The following is a 23345-nucleotide window of genomic DNA, read 5'->3' on the forward strand; positions in this document are numbered from 1 at the left end:
TTTGGTCGAATAGAAGCGCCCTACTCGACCGTTACACATGGTTTTCCCTGCTTCGGGAGAATAGGAAGCACCCTATTCGATCGTTACACGAAGTTCCACTTCCTTTGGTCGAATAGAAGCGCCCTACTCGACCGTTACACGAAGTTCCACTTCCTTTGGTCGAATAGAAGCATCCTATTCGACCGTTACACGAAGTTCCACTTCCTTTGGTCGAATAGAAGCGCCCTATTCGACCGTTGCACGGGGTTCCACTTCCTTTGGTCGAATAGAAGCATTCCATCTGAATAAAAATTAAATACGCCTGTAAAGATAGTGTTAAAATGGGAAAACCGAGGATCGCATAGAATTTCCCATTTCACTTACTTCTATTATTTCTAATAAGGAACAGTGCGAAAGCCATTCCAACAATGAGCACACCTACTACCCAAATAAAAAGCTGACTTCCTTTCTCCTCGCTCAATAAATCTACTTCTTCATTTGGAGGCTGCCCTTTACCAAGGATCGTTAAATCATCTTGTGCGGATTGCAATGTATTAGTCCGATCGCAAATGGTTGTTTCTAGTGCAACTGGACCGTAAAAATCCGTTTCATAAGCATAAACAAGATACTCTTGCCCTTTTTGAAAATCAATCCCACAATCCCCACCGCCAAAACCAGTTGAAATCATTATTTGTGTTTGCTGAGGGCCTTTCCAAACTTCCGTGACTTCAAATAGGACGGATTTATGCATATATCCTTTTTGACCACGTTTCTCTTTAATATCCAGCACTTTTCCATTGAATACTGATTGTGATCGGTTTAATTCGCTTTGAACATCTGGTACTTCTGCACATGAGCAGGCACTTGCAGAAGTAGGAAATGCAATCATTGCAAAAGCTCCAATCAAAATGAAAGTACAAATGGAAACGACCTTTTTCAAATGATCACCTCAAACTGGTTTTCTAGCATTATACGTATCATGTTCGCTATTTAGTCAGGTCTTTTAACGACTACTCGTTATCTCAGATTGCACAATCACCTTTTGCTTAGTTTTTCGAACAAATAGAAGGTAAGTCACAACAGCCATCGTACTACAAATGATAATGGTCAACCCCATGGGGACAGCTGTTTGATCACCTGCAATACCAACTAATGGCGATGCGATAGCGCCACCAATAAAAGGAAGCAATCCGAGGAAAGCAGAAGCACTGCCTGCAGATTCACCTTGGCTTTGCATCGCTAAGGAAAAAGAGGTCGTAGAGACAATTCCTACACTCGAGACAATCATAAAAAGGGCTACAGCTATTGGTAACAGGGATAATTTCAAGAAAATGACGGCTAACAGTAAAATACTCCCCGAGAAGGCTAGAAGAATTCCACTTTGAAGTAGTTTTACTTCACTTATTTTACTCGATAACCGACCTGTCACTTGAGCCGACAAGATGATCCCAATTCCATTTAACGCAAATAGCATGGAAAATTGTTGGGGTGTAACCTGATATATATTTTGTAAAACGAAAGGTGAACCTGCGATATAAGCAAACATCGCTGTCGAAACAAACGTCTGGGTAAGGGCTACACCCATAAATTGGCGATCTTTTAAAAGTCCGCCAAATGTTTTCACAACAGCTAACGCACTTCCTTCTGATCTTCTTTCAACAGGCAATGTTTCGGGCAGAAAAAAGAAAACGGCAATAAACATGATGAGGCCAATTAGTGTTAATACCCCAAACACAGTGTTCCACGTGGCGAATTTCAATATAGCTCCACCTGATATAGGTGCGAGAATAGGAGCTGCTCCATTTACTAGAGCTAGCAAGGCAATAAATTTTGTTAATTCTTTACCCGCATACATATCTCTGGCAGATGCCCGTGCTATCACAATTCCGGCCGCACCTGTTAGTCCTTGGATAAAACGCAAACCGATGAATACCCAAATATTCGAACTTATGACGCAAAGCAAGGAAGCAATCGAGTAAATAATAAGTGTCGATATAAGTGGTTTCCGGCGCCCTTGAATATCGCTCAAAGGTCCAAATATGAGTTGCCCGAGCGCAAGGCCCAATAAGCAGGCAGTCAAACTTAATTGCGAAAGGGATGCTGTTGTTCGTAAATCCTCTGCGATCGTCGGAAGCGCTGGTAAATACATATCCAAGCATAAAGGACCAAAAGCAGTTAATGATCCTAGAATTATTACTACCCAAACTTTGCCTATTGGCTTTTTCATAACTTGTTGATTCATAACTGATTCCTTTCGATTGATCTGATTAGAATAAAGCATATATGATATGATCATTGATTGCTAGCTTAAATTTATCGGTCAAGAAGACAATACGCAAAAAGGAGAATCAAGATGGGATTGATGATCATCTTGATTCTCCTTTTTTATCGCCACTATCTTATTGTTGCGTTAAAATGAACGGTCCATCTTTCGTGATCGCAATTGTATGTTCATATTGTGCAGACAACTTTCCATCAACGGTTCGGGCTGTCCAACCGTTTGAGTCCATCTTACTTTCCCATGTACCCACATTAATCATCGGCTCGATCGTAATGACCATTCCCTCTTTAAGCCGTAATCCTTTACCTGGCAATCCGTAATGAAGAATTTGTGGTGCTTCATGCAAAGTTGGTCCAATACCGTGACCAGTGAAATCGCGCACAACTGAATATCCAAGCGGTTCTACATACGATTGTATCGCATGTCCGATATCTCCGACCCGATTCCCTATAATCGCCGCCTCGATCCCTTTGTATAAGGATTTTTCCGTTACTTCAAGTAAATCCTGTGCTTTTTCGGATATTTCTCCTACTGCATATGTCCAAGCTGAATCTGCTAAGGCTCCATTCAGATTAACGACCATATCAATTGTGACAATATCGCCATTTTGCAGCGGAGTATTCCGTGGAAAACCATGACAGATTTCATCATTAATGGAAGCACATGTGGCATACTTATAGCCTTGATAACCCTTTTGCTCTGGTGTCGCTCCGTTATCCGCTAGAAATTTTTCCACAAATTGATCTATTTCTGAAGTAGTAATACCGGGTTTAATCATTTTGGCAATTTCTTTATGACAGGAAGCGAGTATCTTCCCTGCTTCGTGCATAAGTTTAATCTCTCTCTCTGATTTTACAGTTACCATGGTTTTACACCTTCCTTTTTTACCTGTACCCATTCGTACACTCTCATAAAGATTATTATATTCCTTTTGGCAAAATGATGCGAGTGATGCTCCTTATCCAATCAATGGTATTATTTTCATCGGATGACAACTCCAGTCCCGATCGGTACCCGATTAGCAAGATCTAGTACATCATGATTATACATTCTTATACAACCATGTGAGACGCTCTTGCCAATGGATGCGGGATTATTCGTTCCGTGTATGCCATAATGTGGCTTAGATAAACCCATCCACATAACTCCAAAAGGCCCACCTGGGTTTCGTTGTTTATTAATAATGGTGTAGGAACCGTGTGGCGTTGGAGTGACCATTTTTCCAAGAGCGACAGGATACGTCTTAATTAACTTTGAACCATCAAAAAGTTTCAGCTGATGCTTTTTAATAGACACATCAATCCACAAAGCCATTTCCATCATCTCCCTTAGTATCTGGGATTATTGTATGAAATCAATGGTAATGAGTTTCGGTTTTCTACAAATCATTGAATTTAAACAAGCTAATAATTTTATGAAAGGTAGTGGGCAATGGTGTTGAACTCCGCCGCTAAAACGAAACTATTTTCAGCGATTCACGTATATAAAAGCAGGATCACTTACCGAGAGCAGGTGTATATATGGAAACAAACACGATTATCTTAATCATCGTCATGGGATGGGCATTAGTTATTTATGGTGGAATAACCTACTTAATTGTAAAGAAAAAAGAATACAGCCTCATATCTGGGTTTTTAAACCGACCCAAAGATGAACAAGAATTTTTAAAAGAAAATGGGTATATCGAGGCACTAGGAAAGGTTTTTAAAATCACCTTTTACTTATTTGCAGCTACATTCCTTCTTGCACTACTTCCAATTCCGTATGGTTTTGAAATCGGAATCGCCATCTTTTTAATCGTTTTGATGGGTGGCATTATCTGGGTACAGAAATTTGAGGTTCCGAAGAAAAGGAAGAAAATGTATTGGATTTCTAGTGTGATTGCGATCGTGACCATCGGGATTGTTGGTGGACTTACAATCGCTGGTTTTACAGACAATGAGATCACAGTGAACCAAAAAGAATTAGAAATATCCGGAATGTACGGGATTGAATGGCCCATTGAAGAGATACAATCTGTTGAATTATTAGATGCATTACCAAAGGTCATCACAAAATCGAATGGATTTGCAGCAGGAAATCAACTAAAAGGGCGCTTTCGATTGGAGGACCCATATGGAAGCGGCTTGCTATTTGTGAAAGGACAAACTGGACCTTTCCTATATGTGGCAACTGATTCGGATTTTCTTATATTAAATCGTGATGATACTCAAGATGTTCAAAGGCTGTATGAATCTATCCTTAAAAACTTAAAGTAATTAGAAGACTGACCTTCTAGCACAAGGTCAGTTTCCTTATGCTATGTAAAAGACAAATCTAACCCAATCGGCAAACAATGAGCATCAGCACCGTGTCCAAGTTTATTCGTTATAGCAACAGGGATCCTAAATTCATCTGTAATTTTTAATACAAGTTCTTCAATGGTTGGACGATAACTTTGAGCGGTCATTTCTGAAAATGTCCCTAATAAAATACCGTTGCATTGTTGCAAATAGCCAATTTGTTGTAACTGTGAAAGCAAAGAAGCCATTCTGCTTGCTCCACCACCTAAACTTTCTAAAAATAAAATTTTGTTTGTTGGATCAGGCATGTATGAAGTTCCGGCAAGCTTCAAAAAACATCGTATATTTCCTCCAACAATAGTCCCCTTCATACCATGACCGCGTAACCACGAATAGTTAAAAGTTAAAAAGTTTCTGTCAGCTTGCTGATCGTTCATAAACAGTTCATGAAATAACTTACGTTGTTCAGAAAAATATCTGCCAGTAAGATTAGCAATTTGATAATGTAGTGTCGCGACATGAGACCGAGCATAAATGGCGTTTAAAATGACAGATAGATCACTAATCCCAACAAAAGATTTAGGATTTTTACTTATTGCATCATAATCTAAATACGGTAAAACTTGATTAGCGGAGTCTCCACCTGAAATGTCAAAAATCATCTTAACTTCTTCATCCACAAACATTTTCATCAGCTCAGCTGCTCGTTCTTTTGGCTCCCCGCTAAACGGTGTATTCTCTCTCTGAAAAATGGTTTCAGCCAGCTTTACTTTTAAATCCAATTTCTCCAAAACGTCTTTAATACTTGGAACGATCTGATTATCCATTTTTCGACCATCGGAACAGGAAATCAGTCCTACCGTATCTCTTGAGCAAAGTTGAAAAACCAAAGTTGTGTCCCCCTTTCCTTACAGTCGAAACTCTTTTTTAATCATTCGAGCAACTTCCCCAGCGGTCAAATTCGTATTATTTATTCTAAGGTAGTCCTCCTTTGTAATTTCGCCTTCCAACGAATTCAACCTATGATTGTTCATAGTAGTTAACAAATCCTGCTCCGACCAATCAATGTTTCTCTTCGTCGGTTTATGCTCGAGCCGATTCGCACCTTTGTTTCGTTGAAGCCTCTCATCAACATCTGCCTCAAGTTCCACAAAATAAACGGTCCCACCATTTGACTCAAATAAGGTACAGACTTTATCGACATATTCCCAATCCGCTTTTTGATCAAAAGCCCATACATAAGTGAAAATTAAGCCATACAAATCACTCTGAGCTGCAGCTTTAAAAACTTCCTCTCGAATAACATTCGATAATTTCCTACCCACTGCTCCAAAACCGAAGATCGGACTCACTAGTTCAATCGACATGTGATTATGAAACAACTTTAGCTCCGTTATTTTTGCTAATTCTTGTCCAATAGTCATTTTCCCAACGGCCTGTGGACCAAAAATGAGTATGAATTTCATAAAAAAGTTTCATTCCTTTCGTCGCTCTCAATGCCCCAAAGATTAATGAAAGTGAATCTCCCCTATTTAGATGCGCAGATGACTATAAGACTACGGGAGGTGAGTATGTCGTTTGCTATCTTCAATGGATGCGAATTTCTAAGGGATGTGCTTATGCCCCCAAAGCTTACGTACATAGATGTTTTTCAGTAAAACCAATTCTTCGTAATTTCCTTTGCACATCCTATTATAAACAAGGCGCATTTTATCTTAAAAATCACATTCACAAATCATTAAAATATTTCCATCTGGATCTTTGAAATTAAAAAAATGGTTGTTCTCAATTTCTGTAATCACTTTAACACCTTTATTACTCATAAAATCAAATGCCTCTTCAATATTTTTTGTATTTAAGTGGAACGCTGGGGTTCTAAAGATTTTATCCTTTGAATAAATCTTGCTATCTAACACAATTCCTGTACCTTCCATAGGAATAACATAAAGATGCCCAAACTGGATTTTACCCTCTGCCTTCAAGCCTAAAATATCGCAGTACCAATCTCTCGCTTTCTCTATGTCGCTTACTGGGATAAACACTGTTCCAATTTGTTTTAAAATAGGGTTCTCCATAAAAGTATCAATCCTTTCGCTGGCATAATGCACGAAAATTTAACCTACTCCCCTTCTACGGTGAAAGCTGTTATAATGATTGGGATAAAGTACAGAGAAGTATGTTATGGATTCTGACTGTAGCTAAACAAATGTGCCATTGCTATCTTCAAGTACAAATAAGTGTGATATCATGCATGCAAACTAATATTCGAGTAAATATTCCCCTTTTTTTGACACGGCAAACATTCAATATCTGCTTGTTTACAAGGGAAAGAGTTTATGCTAAGGAGTTTGATATTTCCGATAAAATTCATTTTTCCAAGTCCGCATTTAATGAGCAAAACGCAGCTCAACACTTCCTCCTACCATCCTTTAATGATTCTATTCAACTATTTTGAATTCCTTCAACAAAAACTACCTTTCTATGTTTATACTAAAATCTAAAGGAAAAATGAACCTTTTCCATACATAAAGCGAATATCTATTAGAGGGGAAAGGAGGCCCATCATAGTGGAAGAGCAACTTAAACAGTGGATTTCAGAAATCTGTGCAGGGAACGAGGATTCATTCCAACGTTTATATGATGCAACAAGCGCAGATGTTTATCGCACTGTCCGTTACCTCCTCATTAATCAACAAGATGTAGAAGATGTCGTAAGCGAGGTCTATATGGCTCTGTGGAAATCGATTGATCAATTTGATCAAGAACGGACTTTTCGTTTTTGGTTACATGGTCTAATTTTACGAAAAACACAGGATTGGCGTCGAAAATCGTGGAGGCGACTTCGAATTATCGAACGAAGAAAAGCATTTCCACAGGAAGATTCCTATTATGACCAGGACGAGATTTTACGAAAGGAATCGGCGAATGAATTATTTCAACTATTAAATTCCCTATCCGTAAAACATCGGGAAGTAGTTGTTATGAGATTTTTTCATGACTATTCTTTAGAAGAAATCTCCAACCTTTTACATATACCCGTGGGAACCGTTAAGTCTCGACTACATACTGCCCTAAAAAAGTTGAAGAGGGAAATAGAAGGAGAACAAATATTAGAGGTAGGTGGAAACCATGGATTTTGAAAAATGGCTGCGAAATGAATTAAAAGGAAATGCCGAATCTATGAATCCACCCGACCATCTTAGACAAAAAATCACCAGCTCCATAAAAAATAGTAAATCGCGATCTTCCAAAATAAAAAAGACGATCATTGCAGCTTTAGCAGCCTTTATCTTAATCCCAATTGGGGCTTTCGCTCAAAATACAGTTATCCCCTCTCTAGTTGAAAAGACGATTGGGACACCCGAAGAAGCAAGTCTAAATTGGAATATCTCCTCGGAAGGATACAAACAGCGTATTCAAGAAATGGCAGTTGCGGAGAAATATTTGACGAAGGAAGAGTTAGAGGACTACGTAGATTCCAAGAGGCAACTAATTGAAATCGGTAAAAAAGCAACGAAAAGAAACAATCCTATCCCCTTTGATTTAGAACGTTTGAATCAGGAGGATTATGCTAAATACCAAAAGCTTGAAAAAAGGGTATCCAAATATGAGACAAAGTTTTTAGCACCTTTTAATTATACAAAAGAAGAGGCTGAAGAAATCATGGGGTATCCTATTCGCTACCCAACTTATATACCGGATGGCTTCTATTTTGAACAAGAAGAAGTGGAACCGGAAATTACCTTAACCCATCCAAAGCCAATTGTAGGAATAAATTATAGAAATGGAGAGTTTGGGTTTACGATCTATCAATCGGAACAAATAACTGGAAGCAGAGATCCTTTTGAAATAAGATTTGATGCTGTTGAAACTTATCAACTACAAGGAAATACGATTTATTTCGGGGAATACAGCGATAGTAATGTCAAAGGAATGAAAATGTTGATCGCGGCAACAGAAAGAAAACCTGCTCGGCAAATTGTCATAATTGACGATATCCTTCCTCAAGATGAATTGGAAAAAGTATTACTTTCTATATTGGAAACAGAGGAGAAATTATAATGAGGACGAATAAAAAAAGGAAAAAAGCCCTTTGGATTAGTGCCAGTATTTTACTAGTCCTACTAATAGGTATCGGGGCTTACGGTATAAAGCTATATCTTTCAGTTCACAACGCTCTTAACACAATGCAACAACCAATTGAAAAATCTGAGAAACGAGAAAATGAGATATCTATTCAAAAAAGAGACCCCTTTTCTGTTGTACTTTTAGGAATAGATGAGAGAGAACATGACGTTGGAAGAACAGATACAATCATTGTAGCAACTGTCAATCCCGAACAAAATACGATTAAGATGTTAAGTATCCCTCGGGATACACGAACAGAAATCGTGGGCAATGGGACGATTGAAAAAATTAACCATGCCTATGTACGTGGTGGAACCCAGATGTCGATTGCAACAATAGAACATTTCTTAGATATCCCTATTGACTACTACGTTCAAGTAAACTTGGAAGGTTTCCAAGGAATTATCGATGCCTTTGGTGGAGTCACTGTAGAAAATGATATGGATTTAACTTACAAGAAGTATCACTTTCCTGAGGGTAATATTACATTAAACGGGAAGGAAGCCCTTATTTTCTCTCGAATTCGTAAAGAAGATCCACGTGGAGATTTCGGAAGGCAAATAAGGCAAAAACAAATTATCCAAGCGATTCTGAATGAAGGAACAAAGCTTTCCTCTTTCTTGAAATATGATACTGTCCTCGCTAATTTAGGAGATAGTGTAAAAACGAATATTTCATTGAAGGAAATGATCAGCCTCCAACAACAATACAGTGGAATCGAAAAGAATATTGAGCAATTTCAATTTGAAAAATTTAACGGTGGTTATATTGGCGAATATTGGTACTTCTTTCCGGATGAAGAAGAAGTAGAAAAATATCAAGCGATGTTCAAAGAGCATTTGCAATTAGATAAGCATGTTTCAAAATGAGTTTTTTCGTGCTATGGTGAAAGCAAAGCTTTAAAGGAGAGTAGAAATTGAAGAAGTACAACATGATAATTAGAATTTGTTTAATTGCATTTTTATTATTATCCTTGTCTGCTTGTAAAAGTCCTGCTGAGGAATCTAGCAAAATAACGAATGATTCTCCCCAGCAAGAAGACAACGAGCAACTAGATGAGGTAAATGAGGATGCACCAGAAGAGCAGTCCGAAGATGACTCTTCAGATAAGGATGATTCTCCAGCTCCAAGCAAAGAGAAGATAGAAAATAATAACACATATGTGATAAAGCCAACCGATACGTTATATAGTATTGCGAAGAAATTTGGAATCACGCAAGCAAACCTTGAAGCTTGGAATCATCTTAGTGATCCTAATAAAATTCAAGTCGGCCAAACATTATATATAAAAGAGCCTGAGAATTTTCAGGCTACTAGCGAACCAGAAAACGCTCCTGACCCTGCTGCTAAAAATGAAAACAACCAGAATGCGGACGAAGTTAAAGCAAATTCAGAATCTGAATCTAAAGGAAAACAAGTAATTTTTAGTGGTGCCGATGCCGTTAACCACTTAAGATCTCAGTTAAAGATGGAAGATAATGAAGAAATAGATTTTAGTGATATGGGCGGAGAATTAACGACCGATGAAACTGGATCTTATTATTCGGTGCAATTAACTGATCTCACCTTAGTAAAAAGTGATGGGTCAGGAACTGTAGGTATTTATAAGGTTTATTTGGATGGTGTTTACACACTGCAATAATTGCCATTAATCAAACGTTTGATTAACTTCTTGTTAAACAAACGTTTGACTTCTGATTCGGATAATAAAAAATTACTAGTCTATAAATCGATACCCTACCCCCCAGATCGTTTCGATATATTTTGGACCAGAGGGGTTCTTTTCGATTTTCTCTCTAATTTTTCGGATATGCACTGTTACGGTAGTCAAATCCCCCATCGAATCTAAACCCCAAATTCGTTCAAATAAATCATCTTTGCTAAAAACTCTATTCGGATTAGTTGCTAGAAAAAACAACAGATCAAACTCCTTAGCCGTCAATATTTTCTCTTCGCCGTTCACGAGAACACGTCGTGAATCTCGTTCAATCATTAGTTCTTTAATCCGAATTTCATCAGGATCTTTGTAGCGACTGACTAACCGCTCATATCTTGCTAAATGAGCCTTCACCCTTGCCACAAGCTCACTAGGATTAAATGGTTTTACAATATAATCATCTGCTCCACGGTCAAACCCGCGAATTTTATCAATATCTTCTTTGCGAGCCGTTACCATTAAAATTGGAATGTCAAGCGTCTCCCTCAATTGTTTACATAATTCAAAACCGTCTATCCCGGGAAGCATTAAATCTAACAAGATTAGATCATATCGCTTCGTCTTAGCCTTTTGAAGTCCTTCTTGACTAGTTAAGGCAATATCACTAGCCAGACCATTCACTTCTAAGTAATCTCTTTCTAACTCTGCTATACTAACTTCGTCCTCAATGATCAAGATTGTTTTCACTGTTTCACCTTCTTCAGTGTCAAGTTTATAGTCGTTCCTTTTCCTAACGTACTTTCCGCCCAAATCCTTCCACCAGATGCATGAATGATCTTCTTTACAATCGCAAGACCAAGCCCGCTTCCTCCAGTTTCAGAATTCCTTGAAGTATCGGTACGGTAAAAATCATCGAATATGAAAGGTAGATTTTCCTTTTCTATACCTGATCCATTATCGGAGATTTCAACACGAACCTCTTCTTCAGACGAAATTAAAGAAACATTAATCTCTTTGTGAGTCTTATCCATGTATTTCAAGCTATTTTGAATGATATTGCTAATCGCCCGCTTCAATTGTTCCCGATCCGCTTTCACATGATATACTTCTTGTTTTTGGGCACTTAAGGTGGCCTTTCCATGATCTTTTTCAAGAATAAAAGTTAATTCTTCCATATAATCTTGAAAAAAGGAATATAGATCAATGTCCTCGATTTGAAATGGCACACTTTCCAAATCTAATTTTGAATATAAAAAAAGCTCATCTATTAAGGCGTCCATGTCGGTTGCCTTCTTATCAATCGTATCGAGATATCGCTCTAATTGCGCAGGGGTTCTTGCTACCCCTTCCTGAATTCCTTTTACATATCCTTTAATCGATGTTAATGGTGTTTTTAAATCGTGGGAAATACTAGCTACTAATGCCTTCCGATTTTGTTCATATCTTTCCTGTACATTCTGGGCTTCTTTTAAATTTAAACGCATCTTTTCAAAAGTATTCGCGAGTTGACCTAATTCATCTTTTCCAGTTGACTCTATCTTAAAATCTAGTTGCCCTGCACTAATTTTTTGCGCTGCCTCAGATAATTTTTTGATCGGAGTAATAATGCTTTTAGAAACAAAATAAGTAAGAAGCCCATTTGTTAAAACTAAAATACAAGCAATCCCAAGGAAGCGAAGGCTTATAAATATTTTAAGGTCGGTTCCTTGAGGATTTCCGTTAAACACAACGAATAAGAAATAACCGAGAATGATTTCTACTAGAAAAAAGCTGAAAAATGGAATGACAATCATTCCAATATTAGATAACAGTAACCGTTTTTTGATTGACAAGCTGACCACCTCTAGCTAATCTAAGCAGTTCTTCTACTTTTTTGATCCATGATCGGAACGACAACCGCACCAATTGCAGCAGTAAATAAGGAAAGATACTTAATACCAAGCGGTTGATCTAATAATAACATCCCCACAATTCCGATTACACTAGACAAGGCAATTCCGAGAACAAATCCTCCAATTAATCCTACTAACACAGCAACAAATATTCTCATAAGTTTTCACCTACTTCCCGCTTTTTGTGAAGCAATTTCCATGATTTAACGACAATCGACCAAGATAAGCCAAATAGAATGATGGCGATAACGGGATGCATCGCTCCTAACCAAGATACAAGTGCCGTGATATTGGCGGTAAAATACATTAAAAAGATTGTTACGAACACCCCAAGAAGCTGCCAGTACCCCCATTGTGGAAACCTTCCAACAAACGCAAAAATAAGCATAATAAGCGGAATGTTAAACCCAAATAAATGCGCGAACATCATGTGCTTCAACCAATTTTCTGCACCAACAAATGTCGCCAGTCCTGCTAATAAGACTTGCGCAGAGATACATGCTATAAAAACACAAGCTAAACAAAAATAAATCCATCTTCCGATTTGTATTCTTGTAAATCTCATTTTTAATATTTCCCCTTCCTCTCATTGAACTCTTTCTTCATCATACAAACCGATTCTAAATACACTCTTATGAAAATATTAAAAAATTCTTAAATGATCGTTTCATTTAAATGTGTGATTAATATCACATTGTTGCTTGCCATTTCAGATTTATAATAGGGAGAGAAAATACACATCTTTAGGAGAGACATCACATGAAAGTATCAATTAGTAAGAAATTGCTTTTAAGTTTTCTATCCATATTAGTCATTTTAACCGCGATTATTATTATAAGTTTTATTCAGATTTCTAAAGTTGATCGTACATATACTGATTTAATCGATGATAAGGCTGCTAAGTTAATAAAAATAAAAGAATTAAATCTTGCTATTATCACGGAGCAAAATTCCATTCGCGGTTACCTATCAACAAAAAATGATATTGACATTCAAAAATTCTTAAACGCTCATGACAACTATCAACAAATAAGTTCGGATTTAAATGAAATTTTCGTCCATCAAGAAGCGTTGGAACTTCTTCATACGATTGATAAGATTGAAGATGATTTCTTTGCGTTAGGAAATAAAGAAATCGAAGTCGTTCAGCAAAATAATATGACTGATTTGACAACACTCGTTATACAAGGCAGCGAGCTCGTCCAAGATTTCGATCAAAAGATAGATGAACTTACTCTTTTTCAACAGAAATTATTGGATGATGGCGATTTAGAGACAACTCATAAAGTAGAACAAATTAAACAAATCATGCTAATCTTAGGGATTTCAGCTATTTTTATAGGAATAGCTGTAGCACTCTTTATGGGGAGACTTATTTCAAAACCGTTAGTAGTCATGGCAAAATCGGCGGAAAAAATGGCGGAAGGCGATCTTACTGAAAAGGAACTAACCGTAAAAAGTAATGATGAAATCGGCAAATTAGCTTATTCCTTCAATAAAATGTCTCAAAATGTACGTCACCTTTTAGAACAGATCCGTTTTAATGCTGAACATGTTACTATGTCAGCGGCAGAATTAACAGCGAGTGCTGAGCAATCAAGCCAAGCATCTGAACAAATCACTGTGACTATGCAAGAACTTGCAAAAGGAGTAGACAAGGAAGTCCAAAGTATTGTGGAAACGTCGCAAACAATTAACGAAATTTCAATAGGTATTCAACAAATCGCAAGCAGTGCACAAACCGTTTCATCATCTTCCATAGATACTTTTGAAAAAGCAGAAGAAGGTGGACACGTTATTCGCACAGCTATCGAGCAAATGACATCCATAAGCCAAACTGTTAATGGATTAGGTAAAAGCATAAAAAATCTTGGTGAACGTTCAAACGAAATTGGGCAAATTACTGGAGTGATTACTGAGATTGCTGCACAAACTAATCTTCTCGCTTTAAATGCTGCCATTGAGGCGGCAAGAGCCGGTGAACACGGGCGCGGATTTGCCGTTGTCGCGGAGGAAGTGGGAAAGCTCGCTGCGTTATCAGCACAATCCGCCGAACAAATTACTTCCTTAATCAGTGCGATTCAAGAGGAAACCGAAAAATCAGTTGTCGCAATGGAGGGAGCTACGAAAGAAGTTGTATCAGGAATTGAAGTAGTTCATGATGCAGGAAAATCATTTTCCCAAATTGAAAGTTCTATTAACAGTGTAACCACACAAATTCAGGAAATTTCCGCCGCCGTTCAACAGTTAGCTGCTGGCTCCGAGCAAATCGTTCAATCAATGCAGTTCGTAAAAGAAATTGCAGAAGAAGCCTCCTCAAGCACCCAAGAAGTTTCTTCGTCTACTGAGGAACAATTAGCATCCATGGAGGAAATCACAGCTTCTGCCCAATCACTTTCGCAAATGGCAGAGGAATTGCAGCAAGTGATTGGCAGATTTAAAGTTTGAGAATAGAAATCTATAAATCAGGCGTATACGATTGGGACGCCTGATTTTTTTAATACGCTTGATTAAATGCATGACTTTTCATAATATTGATAGGAAGGGCAAAAAAATAGCGAAAGGTGGTTTAAAATGGCGTTTAAACCTTATCATGAATCAGCCGTTCTACAAATTCTGCGATGTTTGAACCCCCGAATGGAATTTTCTTCTGAGGATCAGCAACAATACTTTAATTTGGAGAAAGGTCATGAAGGGGAACAAAGATTTGCAACTATGCTAGATAGTTTAACGAATGATTGGATTATTCTTTACGATTTGCTTCTTGAATCGGATAACTCGATTTTTCAAATTGATGCTTTATTGATTTCCCAGCATACAATCTACCTGTTCGATCCGAAAAATAATGAAGGTGAATATTATATAGAATCGGATAATTGGTATACAAGAGCCGGAAAAGAGATAAAAAATCCAGTCCATCAGCTAAATCGCTCCGTACTCCTACTTGAAAGACTACTCCAAAAATATGGATTTACTCTCCCGTTAAAGGTTCCGTAGTCTTTGTACATCCCGAATTTACCTTATTCCAAGCTCCCTTAGACTTGCCTATTATTCTTCCAACACAACTTAATCGTTTTATGAAAAGGTTGAGTGCCATTTCATCAACTACGAATAATCGACACCAGAAACTTGCTGAAAAACTCGCTACGGATCATATACCCGACTCCCCTTACAGCCGAGTACCCGACTATACCTTTGATCAATTGAGAAAGGGGATTGTGTGTGGATTGTGTCGCTCTTTGATAACTACCTTATCTGGCAGAGGCATTATTTGTAAGCAATGCGACCATATGGAGAAAGTTGATACATCAGTCTTAAGAAGTATTAAGGAATATCAGTTACTTTTTCCGAAAAAAAGAATGACAACTAGCGAGATACATAAGTGGTGTGGTGAAATTGTGTCTCAAAAAATAATAAGCAGAATTTTACGCACAAACTTCATTGTAAAAGGAAAGTTCAGACACACATATTATGTCGATTCAATCAATTAATTAAGGGGGTGGAGCATATTTTTGACATTAACTTAGACAGAGAAATGTAAATGGGGTGCAGTTTTAGTAGGAATTAAAGAACTTGCAGCCGATTTACCGTTAATAGTTTCCAGAGAAGTCAAATGGGAGAAGCTCTTTTGATGGGAGGAAAATCGCTTTTTCAGCGGTTATTCGGGTTTCTCCTTTTTGAGTAGAATCGAGGTGTTCTATTCGACCGTTGTTGGAGTTTCCTCTTCCTTCGGGAGAATAGAAGCTTCCTATTCGACCGTTGTACGAGGGTTTCCCTTCCTTCGGGAGAATAGAAGCTTCCTATTCGACCGTTGCACAAGGGTTTCCCTTCTTCGGGAGAATAGAAGCTTCCTATTCGACCGCTGTACGAGGGTTTCCCTTCTTCGGGAGAATAGAAGCGCCCTATTCGACCGTTGTACGAGGGTTTCCCTTCTTCGGGAGAATAGAAGCGCCCTATTCGACCGTTGTACGAGGGTTTCCCTTCTTCGGGAGAATAGAAGCTTCCTATTCGACCGTTACACAAGGGTTTCCCTTCTTCGGGAGAATAGAAGTATCCTATTCGACCGTTGCATGGGGTTTTCCTTCCTTCGGGAGAATAGAAGCTTCCTATTCGACCGTTGCATGGGGTTTTCCTTCCTTCGGGAGAATAGAAGCTTCCTATTCGACCGTTGCATGGGGTTTTCCTTCCTTCGGGAGAATAGAAGCTTCCTATTCGACCGCTGTACGAGGGTTTCCCTTCTTCGGGAGAATAGAAGCGCCCTATTCGACCGTTGTACGAGGGTTTCCTTTCTCCGGTCGAATAGAAGCATTCTATTATACTATTTAACTCCCCCTTTACTGCCCCGGGTTCATCCGAACCTCTTCATATGGTTGAACAACAACAAAGCCTTCTCCTTCGAATTTCATCTGGATGGACTCACCGCTTCCTCGTCCTAAAAATGTTTTAAATGAAATGTCTGTTTGAATTTTCGGCTCCAACGTTCCAGACCATGCTACTGTCGCGTTTGGGTCTGTTATAATCGGTTTTCCCGGAGTGACCCTCAGAGTGAGCGGTTCGTAATGAGTCGTTATTGCGATCATACCAGCCCCTTCGCATCTTACATTAAATAAGCCGCCAGCCATCATTCCCGCAACACGCTTCATTAGTTTTATATCCCATTTTATGCTTGGTTCAAAAGCAAGAAGGTCATTGCCGTTAACAAATATAACATCATTTTGTAAATGAAGAATGATCACCTTTTTGCCGGCATCTGCTAAATATAGTTTCCCTCTACCGGTGGCCTTCATTAGCGATGCACCTTCACCAGTCAATGCTTTTTTAAATGTCTTTCCAAGCCCGTGCTCCAATAGGCCTTCACGTTCAAATTTAATTTTCCCTTCATAAGCAACCATTGATCCTGCTTTTGCCCAAACTTGTTCTTCAAGATTGACCTCCAGCATTCTTGGAGTCTCTAATTCAAATAAACCTTGTCCCTTATCTTCTTGCTCCGTCTGTTTTAAAAACTCTTCAATTGAGTATTTCGTCAATTTCACACACTTCCTTTCTATCCTATTTATATACGCGAAGAACTTTCATTATCCTTTTAAAAAAGAAATCCCCGCAATTTCGCTCGCGGGGATTTCCTACTAGTTTTCTTCTACATCTTTACGATTTTTCTTAAATAGCTTAGATAAAATTTCATACACAATCGGTACAATGATTAATGTTAATAGGGTAGAACTTGCTAATCCGCCAATTACGGAAATAGCTAGCCCTTTAGAAATTAATCCACCGCCGCCTTCAGCTCCAATAGCTAGCGGAATTAATGCACCAATCGTTGCAATAGCTGTCATCAAGATTGGACGTAAGCGGGTTGCTCCAGCTTCTAAAATAGCTTCGCGCATGCCCATTCCGCTATGTTCCATTCGTACAATTCGGTCTACTAATACAATGGCATTCGTGACAATAATCCCGATTAACATTAACAGACCCATCATGACGGAAACCGAAATAGTTTCCCCTGCTATAAACAATCCAACAAACGCACCAATTACAGCAAACGGTAGCGAGAAGAGAATAGAGAATGGTGCTACCCCTTCACCAAACGTGACGACAAGGATAAAGTAGACGATTGCAACCGCTGCAATCATGGCGACGCCAAGCTGAGTAAAGGTTTCAGTCATATCTGCCGCAACACCGCCAACGTCATGTGTTACACCTTTTGGTAGATCTAATTTATCCATTGCTTTGTCTGCTTCAGACGTTGCTTTTGAAATATCTTTACTTTTAATCGTTGCTGTTACGGTTGCGTAGTATTCACCTTTACTGCGCGCAAGAGTGTTTAATGTCGTTCCTTCTTTAACTGTAACGAGCTCTGATAGAGGCATCGGTCCAGCTGCAGTCTGAACTTCAGTTGCTAAAATGTCATCGATGGATTTCGGTTGTTCTGCTTGCTCTTGCTGAACAATCACATCTAGTGTATCTCCATCTTTTTCAACAGTTGTTAATACTTCTTTTGTCGTTTGCGGGCTTAACATCATAACGATTTGCCCCGTTGTTAAGCCATATTGCAGTAACTCATCTTGTTTTACATTGAATGTATATTCAACATAGGCATCTTCCGCAGTAGAAGAAACGTCTTCTAAATGACTATTTTCTTTCAATGCATCTTCTGCCATCTTAATTGATTCGTTTAGTTTATCTAAATCTTCACTGTAGAAAGAGTAACTAACTTCGTTTGAAGAGAATCCCATAGAGGAGAAGTTTTGACTCTTCCATTCACCAGATTGACCGATATTAAACACATAGTCTTCTATTTCCTTACGAACTTCTGGGAAGTCTTTCATATCTGGATCAAAGATAAGGTACATTAAAGCCCCATTTGATCCGCCACCCATCATTGCCGCCATCGGGTCGCCGCTATTAGTTATCGATAATTGAAGAGTATCAATATCATCACGTTTTAATAGTTCTTGTTCGACAACTTCAATATTGGCCTGTGTATCTTCTTGTAGTTCTCCCGTAGCAGGTGTGTACGTTAAGTACATGACTTTTTCTTCTTCACTACCTAAGAAACTAAATCCGATCAGTGGAGTCAACAACAAACTACCAAGTAACAAAACGATCGAAATGATCGATGTAATAGCTTTATGGTTAAGCGTCCAGTTCAGAATGCCTTTATACCAATTTGCTAATTTCCCGCCTTCTTTATGACGGCTTTCTGATTTCTTTCCATATAATTTTTTCTTGAAAAGGAAGTGAGATAAAGCTGGTACAATTGTAATGGCGACAACTAAAGATGCGCCAAGTGCAAATGTCATCGTTAAAGCAAACGGTACAAATAATTCACCGACCATACCACCTACAAAAACAAGCGGTGCAAAAACGGCAACTGTTACTAATGTAGATGACATTATAGGCTTGAACATCTCAATCGTTGCCTCTCTAATCAGGGCACGACCTGTTAATTTCTCATCTTTTAAATGCAAGCGTCGATAAATATTCTCTACGACGACTATGGAGTCATCAATAACCCGCCCGATCGCAACTGTAATTGCTCCAAGCGTCATTAAGTTCAATGTAATATCCATCCAGTGTAAAAGCAACATGGCCATAAAAATCGAAACTGGAATAGAAACTATTGAAATAATAGTAGATTTAAAGTCACGTAAGAACAATAGAATGATTAATACAGCAATTAATCCGCCAAAAAGGGCTTTTTCAATCATCGTAGCAACGGATTGCTCAATTGGTTCACCTTGGTCAAGGGAAACATCGATGACGATTCCATCAATCTTCTTCTGTTCTTCTTTAATTAAATCCTTCACCTTATTAACAACGTCAACTGTATTTGCTTCTTGGCCTTTTACTATTTGAATCGCAATGGCATCTTTCCCATTTGTTCGAGAAACGGATTCTACTTTACCAACTACATCTATTTTTGCAATATCGCTAAGCTTAACAAATGGAGATGGGTTAGTTTCCGAAGGTGTAACTGGGATAAGCATGTTCTTTAACTCATCAGCAGTCATGAACTTTCCGTCAACTGCAACAGCTTGTTCACCTTCTTCAAACTCATAAAGGCCTAATGAAACTGCCATATTACTTGCTTGAATCATTTGTTTAACTGTATCTTCTGTTAAACCAAGGGCTGCCATCTTTTCTTCATCATAGATTAGATCTACTTCTTCAATATGCTGACCAGTAATCGTAGCAGATGCAACGCCGTCGATTTTCTCAATTTTAGGAAGTAAAATATCTTCAACTGTTGACGTTAGTTCGACGATATCCTCTGTTGTACTGCTGACACTTAGTGCGACAACAGGCATCATATTCATATTAATCTCTGTAATTTGCGGATCCTGAGCATCATCCGGTAATGTCACAGTATCTAAGGCAGATCTTAATTCCCGATTTGCCTCATCCATATCAATTCCGTAATCATATTCAACTTGAATCATAGCAACATTAGCACTAGAATTAGAGTATACGGCCTTAACATTTTTCAAGTTTTCAATTTTCTTCTCTAAAGGCATAGATACTTCTTCCATGACCTTTTCAGGAGTTGCTCCAGGATAAACATCCATAACCATTAAATAAGGAATTGAAATATCCGGAATCGTCTCCGTCTTCATCTTTGAACCAGAATAAATACCGAACACTACTACAATAATCGTTAATAACCAAACGGCTAATTTATTTTTCAACACAAAATTAACTAAGCCTTTCACTATTACACCTACCCTTAATTGACTTTTAAAGTTTATTCTCTTATAATAATGACCAATCAGTCAATTGTCAACAATAGACCATAGGAGAGAATAAATAATATGGTTAAAAAACAATTAATTATGGACAAAGCATTGGAACTTTTTGCAAAACAAGGGTTTGAATCAACATCCGTTCAGCAGATAACCGAACATTGCGGAATTTCTAAAGGTGCTTTTTACCTCTCATTTAAATCAAAGGATGAGCTAATCCTAGCCTTAATTGATCACTTTATGATGCAAATCACTACAGATATTGACTATATAGTCAGAAATACGAACAAAAAACAACTTTTGTATGAATTTTATAAGGCAACTTATCATTTTTTTCATCAGCATTCAGATTTCGCCAGAATCTTTATGAAGGAACAAACGCAATCATTTAATCAAGATCTGTTTAAAAAAATGCATGAATACGACCTACACCATGGGAAACTCATTTTAACATTAATCGAACGTTTATATGGAGATAGTGTTGAGGAAACAAAGTATGACTTGGTTTATAGTATAAAAGGATTTATGAAAATGTATGCGGAGATACTATTATTCAATAGCGTTAATGTTGACTTCGATCTTCTTACTCAATCTCTTGTTGAAAAAACGAATTTACTTGCTAAGCATGTGACAATTCCATTCGTATCACGAGAGAACCACAACATGTTAGAGTGCACAAAAAATGAAGTAACACAGAAGGAATTACTAGAGATCCTTCAACAACGGATGGCGGAAATGGATGAATCGATTGAGAAAGATTCATTGATTCTACTTGAAGAGCACTTACAAAATCCTACGTATAGTCCAGCTATTGTAAATGGTTTAATAGAAAATATTCGTATCCATCCACATTGTAAATGGATTGCATATTTACTTCGAAATTATTATGGAATACAATGAATCCATTTGGATTCATTGTATTCCAATTTTTTGTTTAATCTCTTTTAAAAACTGACTGCTTATTGATCTTGCTGTTTCTGCCCCAACTTTTAATATCTCATCCAATTTTTCAGGGGCTGCCATAAGCTCATTATATTTCTCCCGCGGTTGTTCGAGGTATCGATTCATGACATGGAATAGCTCCCTTTTTACATCACCCCAACCAATCCCACTTACAAACTGCTCCTTCATCTTTTCTACTTCTAACGGGGTAGCAAATTCTTTATAAATCATAAATAGCACGGAAGCATCGGGATCCTTCGACGCTTCTGGCGGCAAGGAATCTGTTTTAATTTTATTTATCAATTTTTGTAATTTCTTCTCTTCCACAAATAATGGGATCGTATTATTATAGCTCTTACTCATCTTCCGACCGTCTAATCCTGGTAGAACAGCGGTATCTTCTTGAATTTTGTACTCGGGTAAGACGAAAGTTTCACCATAATTTTTATTAAAACTTTCAGCAATATCCCTGGCGATTTCCACATGTTGAATTTGATCCTTACCAACAGGAACGACGTCAGTCTTAAACATTAGAATATCAGCAGTCATTAAAATCGGATAATTAAATAATCCCATATTCACACCATAATCTACGTCTCTTTCCTGACTTTTGTTCTGATCTACTATCGCTTTATAAGCATGTGCTCGATTCATTAACCCTTTGGACGAAAAGCAACCCAAAATCCAGTTCAATTCAAATATTTCAGGAACATCGGATTGGCGATAAAAGATAACTTTCTCCGGATCAAGGCCGAGTGCTAACCAAGTCGCAGCAATTCCATAGGATAACTGGCGAAACTCTTTAGCATCATGAATTTTTGTTAATCCGTGATAGTCTGCGATAAAATAGGCAGCTTCATATTCTGGAACTTTAGCTAGTTCCAAAGCAGGCTTGATCGCCCCCACATAATTCCCAACATGAATTTGTCCGGTTGGTTTAATTCCTGTTAAAATCGTCTTTTCCATTTTGCAACCTCCCTTGAAATGCAAAAAAGGGCTACTCATCCAAGAAAGGACGAGTAACCCGTGGTGCCACCTTTATTCGTTTACTTTGTAAACGCGCTTAATCCGTACAGAAACAAAAGCTCGTTTCGATACTTCGTCTCTTTTTAACGGTAAGACTATCCGCCAAACTTACTACCCATTTCAGTTCAGAAGCTCAGAAGCCCATTCAGTCATAATTCCGCACTGATTTTCACCAACCATCAGCTCTCTGCAGCGTTCATAAAACTTACTCTTCTTCCTCATCGCTTAAAATATATTGGATTCATTTTAAAGGATAGTTATCCAAAGGTCAAGATGTCTGAAAGATAACAAAAATAAGGAGTTTTCATAGTGAAAACCTGATATAATTTGATCATCATACTGAGGAAGACAGAGGTTTTATGATGAAAAAGGAAATGTTAGTTTTTCGATTTGATGAGTTGATCAATGCCCCCATTGATGTTGTTTTTGATTATGTTGATGATGATGAAAAGATAAAACTTTGGAATACGCTATTAATCGAGAATGTTTATGAAAACGAAGAAGATCGGATTCAATGCAAGCCTGGGACAAAGTTTAAAACCGTTCAAATGATTGAGAAAAAAACGATTACGGTTGATTCTGTGCTCGTTGAATATGAAGCTCCCCATAAAATCATTATTCATTCAACTACAAAAGAAGGGGTTAGTATTACTAAATATCTTTTATCAAGGGAGCATACGCAAACACGGCTCATCGTTGAATCTAGTATTATACCAAGTAATCTATTTTATAAACTATCCACAAAAATGTTCGCCTGGGCTGGCAAGATATTTTACGAAGAGCAATATAAACGATTAATCGAATATGTTGAAAATGAGGTAGAGGATTATTAAGTAAGCAGCAACTGAGGATGCAGTTGCTGCTTTTTTAAATGATCTTGAGAATAATATCTCGTTTGCTTCGTTGTATTAAATGAAG

General features: G+C 37.9%; 24 protein-coding genes and 1 other annotated feature. Of the genes, 10 read left to right on the plus strand and 14 right to left on the minus strand.

The genetic code is table 11. The features are described 5' to 3' along the window. Positions 1 to 355: 355 nt before the first annotated feature. From BN1243_RS12660 to BN1243_RS12675, 4 genes are all read right to left on the minus strand, one after another. Positions 356 to 919: a hypothetical protein gene (locus BN1243_RS12660; protein WP_062107349.1), complete on the minus strand. Its 564-nt coding sequence runs from the start codon at positions 917 to 919 to the stop codon at positions 356 to 358. A gap of 63 nt (positions 920 to 982) precedes the next feature. Beyond that, positions 983 to 2275, minus strand: a complete 1293-nt coding sequence (locus BN1243_RS12665; protein WP_268258071.1) for a multidrug effflux MFS transporter — start codon at positions 2273 to 2275, stop codon at positions 983 to 985. Between the two features lie 103 nt (positions 2276 to 2378). Continuing rightward, the gene (map, locus tag BN1243_RS12670; RefSeq protein ID WP_062107351.1) at positions 2379 to 3125 is read right to left on the minus strand and encodes a type I methionyl aminopeptidase; all 747 of its coding nucleotides are present in this window, start codon (positions 3123 to 3125) and stop codon (positions 2379 to 2381) included. Positions 3126 to 3241: 116 nt separating this feature from the next. Continuing rightward, on the minus strand, positions 3242 to 3574 hold the full coding sequence (locus tag BN1243_RS12675; RefSeq protein ID WP_062107352.1) for a L,D-transpeptidase: 333 nt from the start codon (positions 3572 to 3574) through the stop codon (positions 3242 to 3244). A gap of 206 nt (positions 3575 to 3780) precedes the next feature. On the opposite strand from BN1243_RS12675, the gene BN1243_RS12680 reads away from it, so the two are divergent. After that, positions 3781 to 4518, plus strand: coding sequence for a DUF3784 domain-containing protein (locus BN1243_RS12680; protein ID WP_062107353.1), 738 nt, complete (start codon positions 3781 to 3783; stop codon positions 4516 to 4518). A gap of 41 nt (positions 4519 to 4559) precedes the next feature. On the opposite strand, the gene BN1243_RS12685 is transcribed toward BN1243_RS12680, so the two are convergent. From BN1243_RS12685 to BN1243_RS12695, 3 genes are all read right to left on the minus strand, one after another. Then, the gene (locus tag BN1243_RS12685; protein WP_062107355.1) at positions 4560 to 5432 is read right to left on the minus strand and encodes a S66 peptidase family protein; all 873 of its coding nucleotides are present in this window, start codon (positions 5430 to 5432) and stop codon (positions 4560 to 4562) included. An 18-nt stretch (positions 5433 to 5450) separates the two neighbouring features. Next, positions 5451 to 6008, minus strand: coding sequence for an AAA family ATPase (locus tag BN1243_RS12690; protein ID WP_062107357.1), 558 nt, complete (start codon positions 6006 to 6008; stop codon positions 5451 to 5453). Positions 6009 to 6257: 249 nt separating this feature from the next. Beyond that, on the minus strand, positions 6258 to 6617 hold the full coding sequence (locus BN1243_RS12695; RefSeq protein WP_062110608.1) for a VOC family protein: 360 nt from the start codon (positions 6615 to 6617) through the stop codon (positions 6258 to 6260). 489 nt (positions 6618 to 7106) lie between these two features. Here BN1243_RS12695 and BN1243_RS12700 point away from each other — a divergent pair, with 489 nt between their 5' ends. The 4 genes from BN1243_RS12700 to BN1243_RS12715 are packed head-to-tail and all read left to right on the plus strand — an operon-like array spanning position 7107 to position 10312. After that, complete coding sequence (locus tag BN1243_RS12700; RefSeq protein ID WP_062107358.1) at positions 7107 to 7682, plus strand: sigma-70 family RNA polymerase sigma factor; 576 nt, start codon at positions 7107 to 7109, stop codon at positions 7680 to 7682. After that, positions 7672 to 8604, plus strand: a complete 933-nt coding sequence (locus tag BN1243_RS12705; protein WP_062107360.1) for a hypothetical protein — start codon at positions 7672 to 7674, stop codon at positions 8602 to 8604. The genes BN1243_RS12700 and BN1243_RS12705 overlap by 11 nt, the downstream gene beginning before the upstream one ends. Next, complete coding sequence (locus BN1243_RS12710; RefSeq protein WP_062107361.1) at positions 8604 to 9539, plus strand: LCP family glycopolymer transferase; 936 nt, start codon at positions 8604 to 8606, stop codon at positions 9537 to 9539. The genes BN1243_RS12705 and BN1243_RS12710 overlap by 1 nt, the downstream gene beginning before the upstream one ends. 47 nt (positions 9540 to 9586) lie before the next feature. Continuing rightward, entirely contained in the window at positions 9587 to 10312 is a 726-nt protein-coding gene (locus tag BN1243_RS12715; protein WP_062107362.1) for a LysM peptidoglycan-binding domain-containing protein, read from the plus strand. 75 nt (positions 10313 to 10387) lie between these two features. On the opposite strand, the gene BN1243_RS12720 is transcribed toward BN1243_RS12715, so the two are convergent. Genes BN1243_RS12720 through BN1243_RS12735 form a run of 4 tightly spaced genes read right to left on the minus strand, consistent with a single transcriptional unit; the run spans position 10388 to position 12784 of the window. Beyond that, entirely contained in the window at positions 10388 to 11074 is a 687-nt protein-coding gene (locus tag BN1243_RS12720) for a response regulator transcription factor (protein WP_062107363.1), read from the minus strand. Then, positions 11071 to 12168, minus strand: coding sequence for a sensor histidine kinase (locus tag BN1243_RS12725; protein WP_230200196.1), 1098 nt, complete (start codon positions 12166 to 12168; stop codon positions 11071 to 11073). Before BN1243_RS12725 ends, BN1243_RS12720 begins: the two co-directional genes overlap by 4 nt. An 11-nt stretch (positions 12169 to 12179) precedes the next feature. Next, positions 12180 to 12377 (minus strand): DUF5957 family protein, encoded by a 198-nt coding sequence (locus BN1243_RS12730; protein WP_062107366.1) that lies wholly within the window; start codon positions 12375 to 12377, stop codon positions 12180 to 12182. Further along, positions 12374 to 12784, minus strand: coding sequence for a DUF6220 domain-containing protein (locus BN1243_RS12735; RefSeq protein WP_062107368.1), 411 nt, complete (start codon positions 12782 to 12784; stop codon positions 12374 to 12376). Before BN1243_RS12735 ends, BN1243_RS12730 begins: the two co-directional genes overlap by 4 nt. A gap of 194 nt (positions 12785 to 12978) precedes the next feature. Here BN1243_RS12735 and BN1243_RS12740 point away from each other — a divergent pair, with 194 nt between their 5' ends. The 3 genes from BN1243_RS12740 to BN1243_RS22670 all read left to right on the plus strand — a co-directional run bounded on the left by BN1243_RS12740 (position 12979) and on the right by BN1243_RS22670 (position 16545). Then, complete coding sequence (locus tag BN1243_RS12740) at positions 12979 to 14667, plus strand: methyl-accepting chemotaxis protein (RefSeq protein ID WP_062107371.1); 1689 nt, start codon at positions 12979 to 12981, stop codon at positions 14665 to 14667. Positions 14668 to 14793: 126 nt separating this feature from the next. Beyond that, positions 14794 to 15216, plus strand: coding sequence for a nuclease-related domain-containing protein (locus BN1243_RS21795; protein ID WP_062107376.1), 423 nt, complete (start codon positions 14794 to 14796; stop codon positions 15214 to 15216). A 762-nt stretch (positions 15217 to 15978) separates the two neighbouring features. Next, positions 15979 to 16545: a hypothetical protein gene (locus BN1243_RS22670; protein ID WP_062107377.1), complete on the plus strand. Its 567-nt coding sequence runs from the start codon at positions 15979 to 15981 to the stop codon at positions 16543 to 16545. A gap of 8 nt (positions 16546 to 16553) precedes the next feature. Here BN1243_RS22670 and BN1243_RS12755 read toward each other — a convergent pair whose 3' ends face one another. Together BN1243_RS12755 and BN1243_RS12760 are read right to left on the minus strand one after the other, a co-directional pair. After that, positions 16554 to 17246 carry an AIM24 family protein gene (locus tag BN1243_RS12755; RefSeq protein ID WP_062107380.1) on the minus strand — a complete coding sequence of 231 codons (693 nt, stop codon included), beginning with the start codon at positions 17244 to 17246 and terminating at the stop codon, positions 16554 to 16556. 99 nt (positions 17247 to 17345) lie between these two features. Further along, on the minus strand, positions 17346 to 20429 hold the full coding sequence (locus BN1243_RS12760) for an efflux RND transporter permease subunit (RefSeq protein WP_062107381.1): 3084 nt from the start codon (positions 20427 to 20429) through the stop codon (positions 17346 to 17348). A 99-nt stretch (positions 20430 to 20528) separates the two neighbouring features. On the opposite strand from BN1243_RS12760, the gene BN1243_RS12765 reads away from it, so the two are divergent. Further along, positions 20529 to 21359, plus strand: a complete 831-nt coding sequence (locus tag BN1243_RS12765; RefSeq protein ID WP_062107384.1) for a TetR/AcrR family transcriptional regulator — start codon at positions 20529 to 20531, stop codon at positions 21357 to 21359. A 12-nt stretch (positions 21360 to 21371) separates the two neighbouring features. Here BN1243_RS12765 and BN1243_RS12770 read toward each other — a convergent pair whose 3' ends face one another. Then, complete coding sequence (locus BN1243_RS12770) at positions 21372 to 22367, minus strand: tryptophan--tRNA ligase (protein ID WP_062107386.1); 996 nt, start codon at positions 22365 to 22367, stop codon at positions 21372 to 21374. Between the two features lie 42 nt (positions 22368 to 22409). Next, positions 22410 to 22658 (minus strand) — a binding site (T-box leader). A gap of 128 nt (positions 22659 to 22786) precedes the next feature. Between BN1243_RS12770 and BN1243_RS12775 the strand changes: the two genes are divergently transcribed. Further along, positions 22787 to 23260, plus strand: a complete 474-nt coding sequence (locus BN1243_RS12775) for an SRPBCC domain-containing protein (RefSeq protein WP_230200197.1) — start codon at positions 22787 to 22789, stop codon at positions 23258 to 23260. Positions 23261 to 23345 lie beyond the last annotated feature (85 nt).

It is taken from the genome of Bacillus niameyensis, from assembly GCF_001375535.1.
Lineage (GTDB): Bacteria > Bacillota > Bacilli > Bacillales > Bacillaceae_C > Lederbergia > Lederbergia niameyensis.

What these genes read in the sequence shown, in the direction of transcription:
- BN1243_RS12665 (WP_268258071.1), bottom strand. Translation starts at nt 2,275, where the DNA reads ATGATCATATCATATATGCTTTATTCTAATCAGATCAATCGAAAGGAA.
- map (WP_062107351.1), bottom strand. Translation starts at nt 3,125, where the DNA reads ATGGTAACTGTAAAATCAGAGAGAGAGATTAAACTTATGCACGAAGCA.
- BN1243_RS12675 (WP_062107352.1), bottom strand. Translation starts at nt 3,574, where the DNA reads ATGGCTTTGTGGATTGATGTGTCTATTAAAAAGCATCAGCTGAAACTT.
- BN1243_RS12680 (WP_062107353.1), top strand. Translation starts at nt 3,781, where the DNA reads ATGGAAACAAACACGATTATCTTAATCATCGTCATGGGATGGGCATTA.
- BN1243_RS12690 (WP_062107357.1), bottom strand. Translation starts at nt 6,008, where the DNA reads ATGAAATTCATACTCATTTTTGGTCCACAGGCCGTTGGGAAAATGACT.
- BN1243_RS12695 (WP_062110608.1), bottom strand. Translation starts at nt 6,617, where the DNA reads ATGGAGAACCCTATTTTAAAACAAATTGGAACAGTGTTTATCCCAGTA.
- BN1243_RS12705 (WP_062107360.1), top strand. Translation starts at nt 7,672, where the DNA reads ATGGATTTTGAAAAATGGCTGCGAAATGAATTAAAAGGAAATGCCGAA.
- BN1243_RS12710 (WP_062107361.1), top strand. Translation starts at nt 8,604, where the DNA reads ATGAGGACGAATAAAAAAAGGAAAAAAGCCCTTTGGATTAGTGCCAGT.
- BN1243_RS12730 (WP_062107366.1), bottom strand. Translation starts at nt 12,377, where the DNA reads ATGAGAATATTTGTTGCTGTGTTAGTAGGATTAATTGGAGGATTTGTT.
- BN1243_RS12735 (WP_062107368.1), bottom strand. Translation starts at nt 12,784, where the DNA reads ATGAGATTTACAAGAATACAAATCGGAAGATGGATTTATTTTTGTTTA.
- BN1243_RS12740 (WP_062107371.1), top strand. Translation starts at nt 12,979, where the DNA reads ATGAAAGTATCAATTAGTAAGAAATTGCTTTTAAGTTTTCTATCCATA.
- BN1243_RS21795 (WP_062107376.1), top strand. Translation starts at nt 14,794, where the DNA reads ATGGCGTTTAAACCTTATCATGAATCAGCCGTTCTACAAATTCTGCGA.
- BN1243_RS12765 (WP_062107384.1), top strand. Translation starts at nt 20,529, where the DNA reads ATGGTTAAAAAACAATTAATTATGGACAAAGCATTGGAACTTTTTGCA.
- BN1243_RS12770 (WP_062107386.1), bottom strand. Translation starts at nt 22,367, where the DNA reads ATGGAAAAGACGATTTTAACAGGAATTAAACCAACCGGACAAATTCAT.
- BN1243_RS12775 (WP_230200197.1), top strand. Translation starts at nt 22,787, where the DNA reads ATGATGAAAAAGGAAATGTTAGTTTTTCGATTTGATGAGTTGATCAAT.